The organism is Fictibacillus barbaricus (genome assembly GCF_031457135.1).
Taxonomy (GTDB): Bacteria; Bacillota; Bacilli; order Bacillales; family Fictibacillaceae; genus Fictibacillus; species Fictibacillus barbaricus_A.
The window spans coordinates 742,521-759,852 of record NZ_JAVDWA010000001.1; the positions used below are offsets into that span (position 1 = coordinate 742,521).

At 39.2% G+C, this 17,332-nt stretch carries 15 protein-coding genes; 9 read left to right on the plus strand and 6 right to left on the minus strand.

Going from position 1 to position 17,332, the window contains the following annotated elements; all coding sequences use genetic code 11:
- The first annotated feature begins 833 nt into the window (after positions 1-833).
- The 3 genes from J2X07_RS04060 to J2X07_RS04070 are packed head-to-tail and all read left to right on the plus strand — an operon-like array spanning position 834 to position 4,854.
- A complete protein-coding gene (locus J2X07_RS04060) occupies positions 834-2,513 on the plus strand; it encodes a spore germination protein (protein ID WP_310256739.1) in 1,680 nt (559 codons plus the stop codon).
- The gene (locus J2X07_RS04065) at positions 2,510-3,727 is read left to right on the plus strand and encodes a Ger(x)C family spore germination protein (RefSeq protein ID WP_310256741.1); all 1,218 of its coding nucleotides are present in this window, start codon (positions 2,510-2,512) and stop codon (positions 3,725-3,727) included. The genes J2X07_RS04060 and J2X07_RS04065 overlap by 4 nt, the downstream gene beginning before the upstream one ends.
- Positions 3,724-4,854, plus strand: a complete 1,131-nt coding sequence (locus tag J2X07_RS04070; RefSeq protein ID WP_310256742.1) for a GerAB/ArcD/ProY family transporter — start codon at positions 3,724-3,726, stop codon at positions 4,852-4,854. The genes J2X07_RS04065 and J2X07_RS04070 overlap by 4 nt, the downstream gene beginning before the upstream one ends.
- On the opposite strand, the gene J2X07_RS04075 is transcribed toward J2X07_RS04070, so the two are convergent.
- Entirely contained in the window at positions 4,811-5,050 is a 240-nt protein-coding gene (locus J2X07_RS04075) for a hypothetical protein (RefSeq protein WP_310256745.1), read from the minus strand. The genes J2X07_RS04070 and J2X07_RS04075 overlap by 44 nt on opposite strands.
- A gap of 73 nt (positions 5,051-5,123) precedes the next feature.
- Between J2X07_RS04075 and J2X07_RS04080 the strand changes: the two genes are divergently transcribed.
- Complete coding sequence (locus J2X07_RS04080; RefSeq protein ID WP_310256748.1) at positions 5,124-5,762, plus strand: SOS response-associated peptidase; 639 nt, start codon at positions 5,124-5,126, stop codon at positions 5,760-5,762.
- 456 nt (positions 5,763-6,218) lie between these two features.
- A complete protein-coding gene (locus J2X07_RS04085; RefSeq protein ID WP_310256751.1) occupies positions 6,219-8,666 on the plus strand; it encodes a DUF6359 domain-containing protein in 2,448 nt (815 codons plus the stop codon).
- Positions 8,667-8,725: 59 nt separating this feature from the next.
- Here J2X07_RS04085 and J2X07_RS04090 read toward each other — a convergent pair whose 3' ends face one another.
- Positions 8,726-8,932 (minus strand): alpha/beta-type small acid-soluble spore protein, encoded by a 207-nt coding sequence (locus tag J2X07_RS04090; protein WP_310256754.1) that lies wholly within the window; start codon positions 8,930-8,932, stop codon positions 8,726-8,728.
- Between the two features lie 414 nt (positions 8,933-9,346).
- Here J2X07_RS04090 and J2X07_RS04095 point away from each other — a divergent pair, with 414 nt between their 5' ends.
- Both J2X07_RS04095 and J2X07_RS04100 read left to right on the plus strand, forming a co-directional pair.
- Positions 9,347-10,276 (plus strand): DMT family transporter, encoded by a 930-nt coding sequence (locus J2X07_RS04095; protein ID WP_310256756.1) that lies wholly within the window; start codon positions 9,347-9,349, stop codon positions 10,274-10,276.
- Between the two features lie 81 nt (positions 10,277-10,357).
- Positions 10,358-11,134 carry a Cof-type HAD-IIB family hydrolase gene (locus J2X07_RS04100; protein WP_310256758.1) on the plus strand — a complete coding sequence of 259 codons (777 nt, stop codon included), beginning with the start codon at positions 10,358-10,360 and terminating at the stop codon, positions 11,132-11,134.
- A gap of 62 nt (positions 11,135-11,196) precedes the next feature.
- Here J2X07_RS04100 and J2X07_RS04105 read toward each other — a convergent pair whose 3' ends face one another.
- A complete protein-coding gene (locus J2X07_RS04105; RefSeq protein ID WP_310256760.1) occupies positions 11,197-11,613 on the minus strand; it encodes a hypothetical protein in 417 nt (138 codons plus the stop codon).
- 237 nt (positions 11,614-11,850) lie between these two features.
- On the opposite strand from J2X07_RS04105, the gene J2X07_RS04110 reads away from it, so the two are divergent.
- Together J2X07_RS04110 and J2X07_RS04115 are read left to right on the plus strand one after the other, a co-directional pair.
- Entirely contained in the window at positions 11,851-13,455 is a 1,605-nt protein-coding gene (locus tag J2X07_RS04110) for an SH3 domain-containing protein (RefSeq protein WP_310256762.1), read from the plus strand.
- Between the two features lie 143 nt (positions 13,456-13,598).
- Positions 13,599-14,459: a patatin-like phospholipase family protein gene (locus tag J2X07_RS04115; RefSeq protein WP_310257396.1), complete on the plus strand. Its 861-nt coding sequence runs from the start codon at positions 13,599-13,601 to the stop codon at positions 14,457-14,459.
- 180 nt (positions 14,460-14,639) lie between these two features.
- Here J2X07_RS04115 and J2X07_RS04120 read toward each other — a convergent pair whose 3' ends face one another.
- From J2X07_RS04120 to J2X07_RS04130, 3 genes are read right to left on the minus strand one after another with little or no spacing between them, the layout of a single operon-like run.
- Positions 14,640-15,605: an ABC transporter ATP-binding protein gene (locus J2X07_RS04120; RefSeq protein WP_310256765.1), complete on the minus strand. Its 966-nt coding sequence runs from the start codon at positions 15,603-15,605 to the stop codon at positions 14,640-14,642.
- Between the two features lie 12 nt (positions 15,606-15,617).
- Positions 15,618-16,403 (minus strand): ABC transporter permease, encoded by a 786-nt coding sequence (locus J2X07_RS04125; protein ID WP_310256768.1) that lies wholly within the window; start codon positions 16,401-16,403, stop codon positions 15,618-15,620.
- A 3-nt stretch (positions 16,404-16,406) separates the two neighbouring features.
- Positions 16,407-17,186: an ABC transporter permease gene (locus J2X07_RS04130; RefSeq protein ID WP_310256771.1), complete on the minus strand. Its 780-nt coding sequence runs from the start codon at positions 17,184-17,186 to the stop codon at positions 16,407-16,409.
- Positions 17,187-17,332 lie beyond the last annotated feature (146 nt).

Below are 17,332 nucleotides of genomic sequence, written 5' to 3' on the forward strand. Positions count from 1 at the left end.
ATGGGTTATGATTCGCAAAAAGTAAATAAGGTGATATAATAAAGCTAACCTTTTTCCAGCCAGGGATACAGCACCCTGGCCTTTAATTTGTTAGCTTTCTACAAGCCCCTGACGCGTATCAGGGGCTTTTTTGTATGGTTCAATGATAAGCTTCGAATCTCGTTGTCATTTTTGTTTTTACGGTACTCAACTCTGTAAAAGTTGTACCTGAGATCACTCCTCGCTGCCATTCGTGAAAGCTATGCTTGATTTTCCATTTATTGAATCATTACTTCATCACCTTTATTGCTTCCGAACGAAAGTTTTTCTCCATTTTTAACAAAATCACTTTTTTTAAAAACTTTTGTTTATGGCCAGTATTAATTTTTCTCTTCATTGGAAGTTGATTGGAATGCAAGGTGCGAGACTCCTGGGGGATTAGTGGGAAAAACTAAAAGCGGAAACGGTTTGTACAGCCCCGACAAGCAAAAGGGAAATGGGTTAAGAAGGCGCTTTTTGCCTTCAGACCATTTAACTTTTGATCTCGAGGGGCTAACCGTTGTAGCTAGACAGGTGAGACTCCTGAAAGTGCGAAGCGCTTAGGAGGCTCACCGCACACCCCTCGGAAAGCGAGCATCCTGGAACGGAAATCAACTACTTTAAGAACAACATAGTATGAGAAAATAACCTTTAACAAATAACAACTTTCCCCTAAAGAGGAAAAGTGCTGACCGCTTAATTGCTTAATTTCGAGCATGGAGAGCGGTTTTTTATTTGTTGTCTGTAAAAACGATTTACATAACCATGAACCGATGTGCAAATGATAAGAAAAGATTGGAAAAAGGCGGATGGTTATGCGAAATAGAAGAAAACGGCCCTCTATTAAAACCCAAAAACTTTCGGATATGGTTGCAAACAATAAAATAGGCAATAACTCTTCTTCTCATATAACTGCCCCATCAGAAGATGATGCTGCTCAAGAGGAGCATGACAATAAAGGAACTATAAAAAAAGGGGAGTTAAGTCCAAATTTACATATGATTTGTGGTCAAGTGAAAAAAAGGCTTGGAGATCCGGTTGATTTAATCATAAGAGAATTTGAATTTGAAGTGCATCCCAATCAAAAAATAACAGCTGCCATCATTTTTTTAGAAGAATTGAATGATCCGCAGTTAGTCAATGAATTTATTTTAGAGCCATTAATGGCGTTAAAGCCAGAACGATCAATAACGACTTCACCAGAAAAAATACTGCGTTACATCAAGCATAATGGAATTTCTGTTGGGAAAGTAGCCGATGTCGAAACAGAAGAAGAATTAATAGAATCCTTATTAGAAGGGTTAAGTGTATTGCTGGTTGAAGGTTGTAAAAAAGGTCTCAAGCTAGGAACATGCGGCGGTAAAGCGAGAGGTATTGAAGAACCTACGACGGAAGTGGTCATTCGGGGTCCAAAACAAGGATTTACGGAAAACTTAAAGACGAATCTTTCCATGGTACGAAGAATCGTTAGGTCACCAGATTTACGAATTGAAAAGCTTGTGGTCGGTGAAATTACGAAAACCGAAATCGCAATCGTTTATTTAGATAATATTGCAAATCCGCTTCTGATTAAGGAAGTAAAAGAACGGATCAACCAGATTGAAACGGATGCCATTATCGAATCAGGTCAGCTTGAAGAATTTATTCAAGATGAGACAGTAACTGTTTTTCCTCAGATGGTCGATACGGAAAGACCAGATGTAGTTGCGGGAAATATATTAGAAGGACGAGTGGGAATTTTAGTGAACGGTACACCATTTTCATTAATTGCCCCGACTCAGTTTATTCAGTTCTTCCAATCATCGGAAGACTATTATATGCGTTACGATATCAGCAGCTTTTTGCGTTTGCTTCGATTTTCAGTATTTATTATTTCATTGATCGCACCTTCTATTTATATTGCACTCACAACATTCCACCAGGCGATGATTCCAACAACACTGCTTTTCGGGATCGCTGCCCAGCGGGAAGGAATTCCTTTCCCCGCAATCGCTGAAGCAATGATTATGGAATTCACCTTTGAAATCTTGCGTGAGGCTGGGATTCGGATGCCGCGTGCTGTAGGTGTCACCGTCTCAATTGTTGGAGCACTCGTTCTTGGCCAAGCGGCAGTCCAAGCAGGATTGGTATCACCTGTCATGGTAATCGTTGTTGGAATTACGGCTGTCGCAAGTTTTGCTGTGCCATCCTTTGCGGTAGCGACATCTGCTCGTTTATTGCGTTTTCCGCTCATGCTCATTTCTTCCGTATTCGGTTTTTATGGAATCACGCTTGCCCTAATTGTTATCGTTGCACATCTCACTAGTTTGCGGTCATTTGGCTATCCGTATTTAAGTCCGTTCGCTCCATTACAGGTTCAAGATTTAAAGGATAGCTTATTTCGTTTTCCCATCACTCAATTGCTAAAACGACCCGAGAAACTAGCTAGAAAAAACCAGACACGCACAGCCCCTTACAAAGTGAAGAAAAAAAGAGAGGAGGAAACAACAAGATGAAGATCTTAAAGTGTTTCATTCCTTTTTCAATATGTTTAGTTTTGCTGACAGGCTGCTGGGATCAGCATGAGTTAGATGAACTTTCAATCGTGATGGGAATCGGCATCAATAAAGCAAAAAACGGCGATTTACTCGTAAGTTATCAAATTGTAAATCCTACAGAGGTAGCTCCTGGGATTACAGGGGCAGGCGGAGGGAAACAGCCTGTTTTTACTGTATATGAAAGCAGAGGGAAAAATTTAATGGAAGCTACCCGAAATGCTTCGAGACAAACATCACGCCGTCTATTTTTCGCACATGCGAGAATGCTTGTATTGAGCGAAAAGCTTTCAAAAGACAGTATATATCAATCGCTTGATATGATCTCCCGTGATCCAGAGGTCCGTTCCACGATACAAGTGCTCATAGCTAGGGGAACAACACCCTCTAAAATTTTAAGAACATTCTCAGCGATTGACAAAGTAACTTCAGATGAAGTAGCCGCTATTTTAAAAATCACTGAAGAAAACTGGGGAGAAAATCTTCAGCAAGATATTAACGAAGTACTGCAGTCTATTATTAACGAAGGCGGTGAACCGCTAATCAACGGCCTAGAAATCGTAGGGGATAAAGAGCTTGCTGTAACAGCTAAGAACTATGAAGTAGGAGATCCTGCTCGAATCAGGCTTACTGGTATGGGTGTTTTTAAAGATGGAAAATTAAAAGGCTGGGTAGATGGTCCGGAGGCGAGGGGAGTGCTATGGATCAAAGGAAAAATAAAAAGTTCGGCAATCTCTATTGGATGTAAGGGATATAAAGGTGCCGTTAACGTTGAAGTGGTAAGGTCAAAAACCTCATTATCAGCCTCTACAAAAGGAGATATTCCCGAAATTAAAGTGGATGTTTTTCCAGAGACAAATATTGCAGAAGTAAACTGTCCTGTGAATCTTGAAAAAGAATCTGAAATTTATAAGCTAGAAGCCACTTTTGACAAAGTAATAGAGAAAGAAATCGTTAAAGCGGTCAAAGCTTCACAAAAATATAATAGCGATGTAATAGGGTTTGGAGAGCTTTTATATCGTGAAAATCCAAATAAATGGTTGAATGTTTATAAAAAGAATTATGCAGCTATCTATCCTCAAATAAAAGTAAAAGTCCATGTGGATTCTAGAATTAGAAGGTCAGGTATACGTACATCACCATTTTTATTCGAAAAGAAAGAGGGGCCATCATGAAAACGTATAAAATTGATATACAACAATATTTCATTATTATCGTTTTGTTTGAACTTGGGAGCGCTATTCTTGTTGGCCTCGGTATGAGTGCTGGACGAGATGCCTGGTTTGCGATTCTAATGGGGATGGTGTTAGGAATGGTGATGTTTACAGGTTATTATTACTTGTCTAAACAATTTCCTGAAATGTCATTAACCCAATATCTTCAGGTTTTGTTCGGCAAGTATATCGGAAAATTATTAGGATTTTGTTATTTGATCTACTTTCTTTACCTGGCAACGAGAGTACTGCGTGATTTTGGAAGCTTACTCTTATCCGCCGTATTTGTGCAGACTCCAATTGCCGTTGTCAACACATTGATGGTAGCTACTATCATTTATGTACTTAAGCTAGGGTTTGAAGTCCTTGTAAGAACTGGAGAGATATTTTTTACACTTGTGATTTTGCTTGGACTGACATTAGGAGTTCTCGTAATATCAGCGGATTTGATGGACCATAATTATTTGCTTCCTTTTTTAGGGAAAGGAATAATGCCTGTTATAAAAGCGGCATTTCCCGTAACGCCAACCTTCCCTTTTGGAGAAATGGTCGTATTCCTGATGTTATTTCCTTATGTAAAGTCAAAAAACAAAACCTTGAAAGTGGGTCTGTTCGCCATGCTTGTGAGCGGATTAATTTTAAGCGGGACGATCGCAATGGATATAATGGTTCTTGGCGGGCATGTTGCGACTCATGTGTTCTTTCCCCTTTTAGCAGCCATTGCAAAAATTAACTTGGGAGAGTTTATCCAGCGCATGGATGCACTGGTTGTATTCACACTCATCATCGGAGGTTTTTTCAAGATTGCTATCTTTTTATATGTAGCCGTTAAAGCGGCTCAAGATGTGTTTGAAGTGAAGGATGAGAAAACGATTATAACTCCTATTGGAATTGTTGCGATTCTTTCTTCTATAGCAATCGCATCAAACTTTGTAGAACATATAAGAGAGGGTTTAAGGATTGTTCCTCATTTCATTCATATTCCTTTTCAAGTGATTTTGCCTGCATTCTTTATAATCGTTTTTCTGATTAGAAGGAAACAACTTAAGCATTTTGCCGATTCTTCTTCACCCAAACCTGCCAAATAAAAATAATGATTGGATAGATGAGCAATGCAATCACGAGGAAGTATTCAACCCTGTCCACATAACGGAAGAAAGAGAAAAAAGATCTCTGTAATACCGTCATTAGCGGAGTTCCTACGATAACATCGATTGTAACTAGCAGGGTTAGCATACTGAAAAGAAGAATGATATAAACAAGAACGGGTTTTGAGTTTTTCATGTTCTGCACCTCCTGTTACTTAGTTTTTACCGGATTCGTGCACTTATCCGTTTATAGGGAAAGGAGAATAGATATGTGCGGCCGTTATATGCTTTACTACGAAAAAGATGTCATTATTGATGCGTTTAACTTAATGAATGAGTTTGATTATGAAGAGCGTTACAACATTGCACCGAGCCAGCAAGTACTGGCTATTGTGAAAAGTAAAGAAGGCAACCGTGCAGGTTATATGCAATGGGGACTTATTCCGAAATGGGCGAAGGATCCAAAGATCGGGAATAAACTGATCAATGCAAGAAGTGAAACGGTGTATGAAAAGCCTAGCTTTAAAGAATCTTTTATTCAAAAAAGGTGTTTGATACCTGCAAGCGGTTTTTATGAATGGAGAAAAGAAGGCAGTAAAAAGCAGCCGTATCTGTTTTGTTTATCTGACAAACAGCCATTTGCTTTTGCAGGAATTTGGTCGAGATGGAAACGTGAATCCGATGAAGGAACAGATGAGAGGATTACATGCTCAATTTTAACCAAAAAGGCGAATTCCTTTATCGAACAATATCATGACAGAATGCCAGTCATGTTCCTGCCGGATGAAGGAGAGACTTGGCTAAACAAAGAAACAAAACAAGAAACATTAATGCAAATGATTCATCAGAGTGACTTTCCTCTATTTTCTGAGTCCGTAACATTGGAAGCCCCAGCAAAACAAAAGTAACCACAAGTTTCAAGGCTTTCTGAAAAGGAAGTCTTTTTTTCTGATGATTACTTAACAATTTTTGTTTATTAATGACTTTACTAAAAGCTCTTTTCTAAAAGTTTGTTGCTTTCAAGTTTATTTTTCAATGACATCACTGACAAGTTGATTGGAGTGTAAGGTGCGAGACTCCTGCGGGACAGGCTGGCAGGTGAGACACTTATAAGTGAAACGTACGAATGTGGCTCACCGTCTGCCCCGCGGAAAGCGAGCATCCTGAAACAGAAATCAACCACTTTCAAGGGCAACAATGTATGCGAAGACAGCCTTATAAGAAATGTGTACTATTTTGTAAAATTCTTGTAAGACTTTCTAACTGTTTTTACAAATAACTAACAATCGGCACTGTCAGACTGTGTTATATTTTTCATGGAATTACTAAGTTTTACAAATTAAAGAATAGGATGGTGGACCGAGATGGTGAGGAAGAAAGCGAGAAGTTTGACTCATGTTGCCGTACTTTTTGTCATGGTTCTAAGCTTCATTTTACCTATAAATCAGCATGCAAAAGCAGCTGAAGTGTTAACGGTAAATGAAGCCATTGCAAACAATTCAGGAACGGGGAAAACGGTCGAAGGTTATATTGTAGGAGTTGTAAAAGGGGGAAGTGGTTCATCTATTTCCTATCAGTATGAAGGACCTTTTCCAGTGGACACCAATTTAGCCATTTCAGATTCTCCTGATGAAAGAGATAAAACGAAAATCCTGCCTGTTCAGCTGCCAAGCGGAGCAGTAAGAGATGCTCTTAACTTAAAATCCCACCCAGAGAACCTCGGAAAAAAAGTCCAGATTACAGGAGATTTAGCAGCTTATTTCTCTGTACCTGGTCATAAAAACGCCAAGACATATACTTTTGTTGACAGCACACCGCCATTACCGCAAGTAGAAGAAATAACAGCTTCTCCTGCAGAAGGAATTGTATCGAAGGGTTCAACGATTACACTTGCTTCAGATACATCTGATACAGATATCTACTATACAATAGACGGTTCAACTCCAACTACTGAAAGCACACGTTACACAGAACCGATTACAATTAATGAGGATATAACAATTAAAGCAATTGGGGTGAAAGAAGGATTAAAGAATAGTGATATCTCTACCTTTGCCTATCAAGTTGCTATATCAGGTCTTCGTATTCATGACATCCAAGGTGCCAGCCACCAATCACCTGTTGCGAATAAAACGGTTGAAGGTGTTGAAGGGATCATTACACATGTAGTTGATGCGAACAATTTTTATATGCAAGATTTAAAACCCGACCAAGATGAAAACACTTCAGAAGGAATTCTCGTTTATAAAAAGAATCACGGTCAAGTGAAAGGGAATGTCGTTGCTGTAAACGGTCTTGTGAAAGAATGGGTATTAGACGGCTATTCCGATAAATTAAAAACAGATCTTTCTGTAACAGAACTGAATGCGGATAAAGGAGCAATAACACTTTTATCCGCAGGACAAGCCTTGCCGAGAGCAACGATCATTGGTATGTTCGGGCGCAAACAGCCGACAGAAATCATTGATAATGATAACTTTGGATTGTTTGATCCGAAAGAAGACGGCATTGACTTTTATGAAAGCATGGAAGGCATGCTCGTACAGGTAAATAATCCTTCCGTTATTGCTCCGCAAAATTATGGGGAATTAGTCGTTGTACCAGATTTTTGGCAACATATGAAAGAGTTTAATTCATCAGGTGCTTTGAACATTACAGCAAATGATTACAACCCAGAACGAATTTTTGTTGATATTAATGACGATTCGTTTGTTGCTAAATCAGGAGACTTTTTTATTGGATCGATTAAAGGGGTTATGAGCTACGGTTTTTCAAACTATAAGCTGTTGACCAATCGTGAAGATTTGCCAACTTTTGTTGAAGGCAAAACGAAACGTGAAGTAACAAAGTTTCATCAAAAACATAAAGAACTTACAATCGCCAGCTTCAATGTAGAAAACTTCTCAGCGAATGAAGAAGGAAAAGACGGGACAAGCGATGAGAAAGTCAGTCGTATTGCCGAATCAATCGTTTATAATTTAGATGCTCCGGATATTGTTGGTTTGCTAGAAATGCAGGATGGAAACGGACCAACGAATAATGGCTACACAGATGCAAAAGAAAGTGCTGAGCGTCTAATTGCTGAAATCGAAGCAAAAGGCGGACCAACCTATGCTTATACAGATATTGCTCCCGAGAATGGAAAAGACGGAGGAATTCCGGGTGGGAATATTCGTGTGGCGTTCATCTACAACCCTGAGCGAGTTCAGCTCGCAAAAGGAACAAAAGGTTCAGCTACAGAAGCTGTGCACTTTACTGATGGAAAACTAACACTTAATCCTGGCCGCATAGATCCAACAAACCCGGCATTTGAAGATAGCCGAAAACCATTAGCAGCCCAATTCATGTTTAAAGGCGAAAGTGTTATCGTAGTTGGTAATCACTTTAACTCTAAAGGTGGGGATCAGCCGCTGTTTGGTAAAAATCAGCCTCCTGTCCTTAATAGTGAAAAACAAAGATTAGAAATTGCTAAGATCGTAAACGGTTTTGTGAAGGATGTTAAAAAAGAAGATCCGAAAGCGAAGGTCGTTTTACTTGGAGATTTCAACGATTTTGAGTTCACGAAAACACTTCAAACGGTGAAGGGCAATGAGCTGACAAGCATGATTGAGAAAGTACCATTTAAAGAAAGATATACTTATTCTTACCAAGGTAATGCACAGGTGCTCGATCATATTCTAGTATCCAATAACATGGCAAAAAAGACAAAAGTAGATATCGTTCATATTAACTCGCAGTTCATGGAAGAACACGGAAGAGCGAGTGACCATGACCCTGTTATGATTCAAGTAAAGCTGGATAAAGTTAAATAAAAATAAAAAGTCATCCTTCTATTTGGGATGACTTTTTCATTCACCATTTTCGATTGCAATTAACGGCGGTATCCGCCACCTAGCTGCTGTTCAGCCATTTGAACAAGACGTTTAGTGATTTCGCCACCTACTGATCCATTCATACGGGATGTTGTGTCTGGTCCTAGTTGAACACCAAACTCAGAAGCGATTTCATACTTCATTTGTTCTAACGCTGCCCAAGCCCCAGCTACTGATAAATCGTTATTAGAGTTGTTACGTGCCATATGTATCACCTCCTTGTAATACTAGTTTGTATTTGTTTTACAAAAATATGCATGTACTGGAAAAATTTTTTATATAGGTAAACGCATATTTTTGTATTTGCCTACACAACTTTGATGATTTTGCCGTATAGTAAATCATCCCCCTATTTTTATTTTCATACAAAACACTGATCAGGTTTCCTGTTCAGTGTTTTCTTTTTATGAGAGAAAAGAGATGTATCAGATTAGGAGGCGGATGAAGCCGAATATAGCAGATTATATTGGAACCAAAGGTGACAGGTAATTATCATCAAATTTTATTGTTTTTTTTACAAATAAATTTATATATTCAAAGATTCACTGAACTATAATAGAAAGGAGTTTTAGAGAAGTATCGAAATATCATGTATGTAGAAAAGTAAGGAGGATAAGGTGTTGCAAAATGAAACGAACTCCAGATGGAGAGGAATCGTATTGGCGTTAACTGGTGCTTCGTTATGGGGATTTTCCGGAAATGCCGCACAGTGGATTTTTTCACATTCTACTATTGAAGCAACATGGCTTGTAGCCGTTCGAATGGTCATTGCAGGTGCTCTTTTGCTATGCCTTTTATCGATCAGAACGAACGTTTTTGGAGTATGGAAAAATAAAAAAGACCGTATTGATCTTGTTGTGTTTTCATTAACAGGGATGCTTGGAGTCCAGCTGACATTCTTCTTAAGTATACAGGCTGGAAATGCAGCTGCAGCAACACTTCTTCAATTTTTAGGTCCTGTATTCATTACAATCTATTTTGCATTGAAGGCATTGAAATGGCCAAAGAGAAAAGAATGGAGCGCGGTTTTAATAGCATTGACAGGAACGTTTTTACTTTTAACAAATGGAAAGCTCGAGTACATAACCATTTCGAGGGAAGCAATATTTTGGGGAATCTTGTCCGGTATATCAGTAGCCGTATACACCGTTTATCCCGTTAGACTGTTAAAAAAGTATTCCTCTGCAGCAATTGTAGGATGGGCGATGTTTATCGGAGGACTTGGCGTCGCTATTTTGACGCAGCCATGGGAGGGAGCAGGACTTCGCTGGTCGCCATCCCTAATTGGAATGCTCGCCTTTGTAGTCGTATTGGGTACGTTATTACCCTTCTATTTATATTTGGATAGTTTAAAATACATTACTTCAACAGAGACAAGTCTGTTAGGCAGTGCCGAACCGTTAGTAGCGACGATTGTTTCTGTAATTTGGCTGGATACTTCGTTTGGGACGTATCAGTCGGCAGGCGGAATGCTCATCATCTTAACAGTATTCTTATTGTCAATGCCTGAAAAAGGAATAATAAAGATCAATCAATCCGTAAATAAATAAACACACATCGATTCATTTGACATTTTCGTCGAATCGTACCACTATGGTAGGGTAAGTCTTACAACAGGAGAAGATGCAAAAATGAACGATAAAATTGTATTTTTTGATATAGATGGGACACTTGTAAACGATGAGAAGCAAATTCCGGATAGCACAAAAGAAGGCATCCAGAAACTGACGGAAAATGGTGTCCATGTAGCGATTGCAACAGGGCGAGGGCCATTTATGTTTGAGCCGATACGAAAAGAACTGAGCATTGATTCATTTGTCAGCTTTAATGGTTCTTACGTCGTTTTCAAGGATGAAGTGATCCAAAAGGTTCCTTTATCAGCTGAAGCGATTGAAAAAATAGAATTAGAGGCTGAAAAAGCAGGCCATCCGCTCGTTTATTTAGATCATCAGCAGGCGACAAGCAATGCAGATGATCATGACATTATTAAAAATTGCACGTTTAATTTAATGCCAACTTATCCTGCTTACCACCCAGCTTATTATAAAGAGAATGAAGTATATCAAGTACTATTATTTTGCCAGGAGCAGCATGAAAAAGTGTATCGCGATGGCTACAAGGGAACGTTTGATTTTATTAGGTGGCATGAGGATGCTCTCGATATTCTGCCAACTGGCGGTTCAAAGGCAAAAGGAATCGAAGCGTTTATGAAAAAGATGAACATGAAGCCTGAGAACGTTTATGCATTTGGCGATGCTTTAAATGACATCGAGATGCTCAAAACAGTCGGAACAGGAATCGCAATGGGTAACGGCCTTCCTGAAGCAAAAGAAGCAGCAGATTATGTAACAAAATCAGTAGATGAAGATGGTATCTACCACGGGTTAAAGCATTTTGGTTTGATATAATTTCGAAAAACTGGCACTTTATTGTGTCAGTTTTTTTCTGTTTATATCCACTAACATGGTTGTTACTCTGCATCAAATCCCATTCCAACCCCAATAATAGTAGCCACGTAAAAAGGATAAAAAAGTATAGAAAACATTAACAGGATTCCGGCACCTGGACCTGGGACATCAGCAGGGTCAGTAAAAGGAAGCACAATGTTAAAAAGGAAGATAAAGATGAGGGAATATGGTATCCACAGACCGGCAGCCCAAAAATTTGTTTTTCTAAAACCAATCCAATACTTCTCAATGATTAGTAACAAAATGGTTGATAATACAAAAAAGCTTATATAAATAAACGGACTGTATTTTTCATAATGATTTATATTTATTCCTGCAGCATTGCTGATTCGGTATGTATTTAACATGAGTTCAATTGTGCAAAAGAAAATAAAGCCAAAAAAAGCACTTAAAATATTTAAGTTGAAAAACCACTTCATACTCGTTTCCTCCCCTCATCTAATAAAAATGCTTATCCTACTTATTCTGTTATGGTCATGTATTCCCTTCTCAAGGGAGATGTCAAAAAACCAAGAAATTTATTGAAAAAAGTAGAAAAAATTGGAAATTTGCAGAAGGATAATCATGCATTTTGGCGAAAAAACACTTAATGAACAACGGAGACTGACGATATAAGCTTTACAGCAAGAAAAGATGACAAATAGGAGTGGGAATGGGTGAAAGCAACCACGAAAATTACTAAATTATTTTTATGTGCCATCATTATTTTATCTATGTATAGGGCGGTACCTGCAACTGCTGAAAATAAAGCTACTGTAAATGCGACGAGTTTAAATGTTCGTTCAGAACCATCTTTAAAAGGCAAACTAATCGGGTCATTGAAAAGCGGTGCAGCAGTTACGGTCTACAAAATTGAAAAAGGATGGGCTAACATTTCGTTTAATGGCGGAAGAGCGTGGGTAAGTGCAGAATTTTTAAAAACCATCCAAACAAGTGCAGCGCAATCTTCTAAACCAGTTACAGTAAAACAGGCCAAAGTAACCGCTACTTCTCTGAATGTTAGAAAAGGGCCAGGCCTTACATACGGTACAATCGGTTCATTGCGTAATGGAATGGTCGTAACCGTTCAAAAAGAACAAGGCAAATGGTCAACTATTACATACGGAACGTTAAATGGATGGGTAAGCAACGCCTACTTGCTGGACCAGTCTCCGCAACCACCAGTTAAAGCGGCACCATCCAGTAGTAACAGCAATCCATCTACTAAAGGAAAATGGGCCAAAGTAACAGCGACATCACTGAATTTCCGATCTTCAGGAAACGCAAATGCTCCGATCATTGGATCATTAAAGAACGGTACTGCGGTTCAAATACTAACTGAAACCAATGGATGGTCTTCTGTCCAGACAGCAGATGGGAAGAGAGGATGGGTATCAAGTACTTATCTTTCTGTTCAGAACGGACCATCACCTGTCCAGACAACACCTAAGCCAGAACCAAAACCTCCTGCTGCTCCTCCCTCATCTGTGTATAAGAAGGCAGTCGTAATGGCTGATGGTGTAAACTTGCGACAAGGACCGTCCACATCTTATCTTATCGTTGGACGAGCAGATCAAGGCGATGAATACGAATATGTGCAATCCAAAAATGATTGGGTGCAGATTAAATTATCAAACGGCACAAATGCATGGGTTGCGGGATGGCTAGTAGCGATACAGCAGCATTCCCAGACACCCCCAGCAAGCACATCGCCAACACCTTCAAAGCCTTCTATGAATGGACTAAAAGGTAAACGAATCGTTATTGATCCAGGTCATGGCGGATATGATCCTGGGACGAATGGAAAAGCAGAAGGAACACATGAATCAGATCTCACATTAATGAGTGCCCGCATGCTTGCTACGGAGTTAAGTAAGGCAGGGGCAATCGTCGTGATGACTCGAAGCGATAATACTTATGTCTCGCTCAATAAAAGAGTAGAGGTCAGTCATTATTATTTTGCCGATGCGTTTGTAAGTCTGCATTACAATTCAGCGGGTGATTCAAGAGCATCAGGTATTTTAACGTTCTATTACGGTCAAAAAGATATCAATCTGGCAAACACTGTACATAAAGGACTTGTATCAGCGGGTACAGGACTGCCGGGCGGGAATGTCAGGTTTGGTGATTATCACGTGTTGAGAGAAAATAAACAACCTGCTATTCTAATTGAACTAGGATTTCTATCAAATCCTTTTGATGAAATGACAGTGAGAAGCAATTCATTTCAATCAAAAGCAGCTATAGGAATCACGAATGGACTCGCAAACTATTTTCAATAAATAAAAAGAATCCGTCTTCTATAAGAAGATGGATTTTTTCAATCAGTTTCTCTTATAGTACTCTTTGCTAGATTTTTCTTTGCAGTATTTTTATACTTAAGTACATAAATAATAAGGGAAGTTAACTATAGGTGGTGGCAATGATTATGAAAAACTCCGGATTGGTCCTTGAAGGCGGAGGTATGAGAGGCGTATATACTGCAGGTGTACTTGATGTATTTATGGAAAATGAGATTTATTTTCCCTATGTAATAGGTGCTTCTGCTGGAGCCTGTAATGCGGCTTCCTATTTGTCCAGGCAGCATGGAAGAAACCGTACAGTGAACTTGGATTACTGTTCACACCCTGAATATATTTCTTATCGGAACTGGCTGTTTAAGAAAAAAGGTTTATTTGGAATGGATTTTATTTTTGATGAACTTCCGAATCGGCTTGTTCCGTTTGATTACCAAGCCTTTCATCAGTCGCGAGAAAAGTTTGTTATCGTCGTTACCGATTGCAGAACTGGTCAGCCTGTTTATTTAACAAGAGATGATTATGAATTAAACGATATATCAAAAGTATTGCGTGCTTCTGCATCTATTCCTTTTATTGCACCTATGATTGAACTAGCAGGGAAACATGTGATGGATGGCGGAATAGCCGATCCGATACCCGTCCGCAAAGCGGCAGCAGACGGTGTTTCAAAAACAGTGGTAGTATTAACACAAAACCGGGAATACCGAAAGAAAAAGCCGAAACTAACATGGGTAACAAAGCGCTTCTATCCCGAATACACAGGACTTGATGAGAGCTTAAGAGGCCGTTACTTAAAATACAATGAAACATTGGATTATATTGAAGAAGAAGAGAAAAAGGGGAATTTATTCGTTCTGCGCCCTTTGGAAAAAATGAAAGTGAAAAGAGTAGAGCGGGATTCGAAAAGACTTGCCCTTCTTTATGAACAAGGAAGAAAAGATGCAGCAGAACAGCTGGATCAATTACGAAGCTGGCTGGCGAATTAAAAAAAGCAGTCCTTTCTAGCGCATTAGCGTTTAAAAGGACTGTTTTTAGTTTAATGGGGCTATTGTTAACAAGTGTAGATGCAAATTCAACAAAGTTAAGAACGTTTCAAACAATGAAGCGCAATATTCAACTAACAATGTGCCAGTCCAACAAACGTCAGTTTTAACTGGGCATCTTACTTAGTAAATTTTCCGGATGACTTCTTCAATTTCGGGCTCCTTCATCTGTATGTCGATCGGTTCTCCCCACTTTGTAACAGATTGAAGCAGTGCGGGTGAAGAAAGAATAGTACGGTCATACAGAAGAATCAGTTTCCCGTTTTCCCAGCTCATTTTTTCGATGCCGTGTAAAGGTTCAATATTTTCAGGTTTGCTTCGATATTGAACTTCCATCACACTGGGTAATCCGATCGTTTGTTTCAAATCATCCAGTGTTCCGTCCAAAACAAGCTGGCCGTGATTAATAACAATAACACGGCTGCATAGTTGTTCAATGTCATCCATGTCATGTGTTGTGAGAAGGATTGTTTTCTTTTCATTCGAGTTCAGTTCTTTTAAGAAAGCACGGATGCTCGTTTTTGCATTCACATCAAGTCCGATCGTCGGTTCATCCAAGAACAATACATCTGGGTCATGAATCATGGCTGCTGCTAAATCCCCGCGCATCCGCTGACCGAGAGAAAGTTTTCGAACAGGAGTGTTCATGAATTTTCCGATTTGCAGCATGTCATCATACAGTTTCAAAAACTGATTATATTTTGCATCGGGAACTTTGTACATCTCTTTTAAAATATCAAACGAATCCCTTAGCGGCAGATCCCACCAAAGCTGGGTACGTTGGCCGAAGACAATTCCGATCTTTTTTGCCACTTCTTTTCTTCGTTTTTGAGGACTTAATCCACTCACCTCGATTTTTCCTGAAGTAGGATGCAGTATCCCAGAGAGCATCTTGATCGTTGTGGATTTACCTGCTCCATTCGGACCGATATAACCAACAAATTCCCCTTCTTTTACTTCAAAGGAAATATCATTAACAGCCTTTACAAGATGATGTTTCGTTGAAAAGAGAGAAGTCATCGATCCGACAAAACCCCTCTTCGTTTCATATATTTTAAAGTGTTTGTTTAACTGATCTGCAACAATCATAAAGTTTCCTCCTTAACTGCCAGTACTATGATAGTGCCGAATACCAAACTGCCAGAATCGTAACGTTAAAAAAAGAAAAACAAGTGCAACAGCTGGCGGCAGAGCGAGATTCCACACAGTTCCGCCTTTATTCAATAAAAAAAGAATCGGTGTATAGTTCATGAATCCTACAGGAATCACAGTGAAAAATATGAGCTTTAACCAGCCGGGGTAGATGTTCATCGGATAGTTTGCTGCATTAAAAGGAGCATACAGAGTGAATACTTGAAAATCTTTTATGCGCTGCGTCCAAAAAGCAATGGTTGCAGTCAGTAAACCAAGTGAAAAACAGATAATCAAACCAGAGAAGATAGATATTGGTAAATAAACAAGAAGCAGAAACATATCAAAATCCTTTAAGCTAAGACCGATAATAGAAATAGCCAAAATCAAAACACCTTGAACGGTTCCGCCAATTCTAGAGAGATCGAGATTTTTCGTTAACAGCAGAGACAAGGGAGAGACAGGGCGAATGAGAAGACTATCAAACTCTCCTTCAATCATGTACTTCTCAAAGTTATGAATTTCAACACCAAAGACTCTGTATAGCGTGATCGCGACAGAGGAGATGCCGTACAGCAATCCTACTTCGTATAGGTTCCAGCCTTTCACATTATCAAACCGGTGCAAGATGGCAGCAAGCAAAATAAAATCAACCGCCATAATCAAAGCGTATGAAAGGGAGGATACTAGAAAATTTATTTTATACTGCATTTGGGATCGAATGCTTCCAGATACTAGTTTTATAAAAAGGTTCATCTATTAACCTCCTTGAATCTCGAGTTTTTGACGTGCTCTTTCCGTTAACCAAAGATTCATGATAGTTAATACAATCGTCCAAAAAAGCTGAATAAAAATAACGCTGCTTGAGGATTTTTCAAGAAAAATCATAACTGGGTAGTAGATAGCACTGGCAAAGGGCAAGTAATGGGTGATGACTGAAAGTGGTGCAGGGAGAAAATCAATGGGAACGAACTGACCGCCTAGCCCTGCTAAAAGAGTAAAGTTGACGAAGTGAGCCCATGATATTTCGGTTGTCCAGCAGGCACTTATACCTACGAGGTAGTGCAGATTGATTGAGATAATAATAGCAAGAAAAATTGAAATACATAAGAAAAGATAGGTCGGCACATGCTGCGGTACATAAAAGCCGACTGTTAGTGCAAATACGATTCCGATCGGGATCGAACGAAAGAAGAAGTTATAAACGAGCCGTCCGGCTTCTTGAGAGGTAACATACAGAAAAAAGTTGGTAGGTCGGACAAGTTCCAGAGAGATGGCACCATTTCTTACACCATTTTGAATATTGAGTCCTGCTGTTAAAAAACCTGAAACCCAGAGGATACACTGAACAGCAGCTATGTAGTAGGTCATATCCAAAACACCGTATGGACTTTCGCTCTCTTTACCCTGTAAAACGCCTGTCCAGATCGCAATAAAGACAAAGCCGAATATTGCACTAGCCGCATTATTAATAAGATGAGCAACCTTATACTGCAAATTCCGCATAAAGCTTTTTTGTAAAAGAATCCAATAAACCATATGTCCCCCTTTTGTCGTTTACTTTTAAGCGCAGAATTATAAAATAGCAAATTTTACAAAAGTTTGCAATATTTTTTACGATCAAGTTTTATTAAAAGTAAAAATACAACTAAGGCTGACCGATAAGGCAATGTGTCCGCCAAATT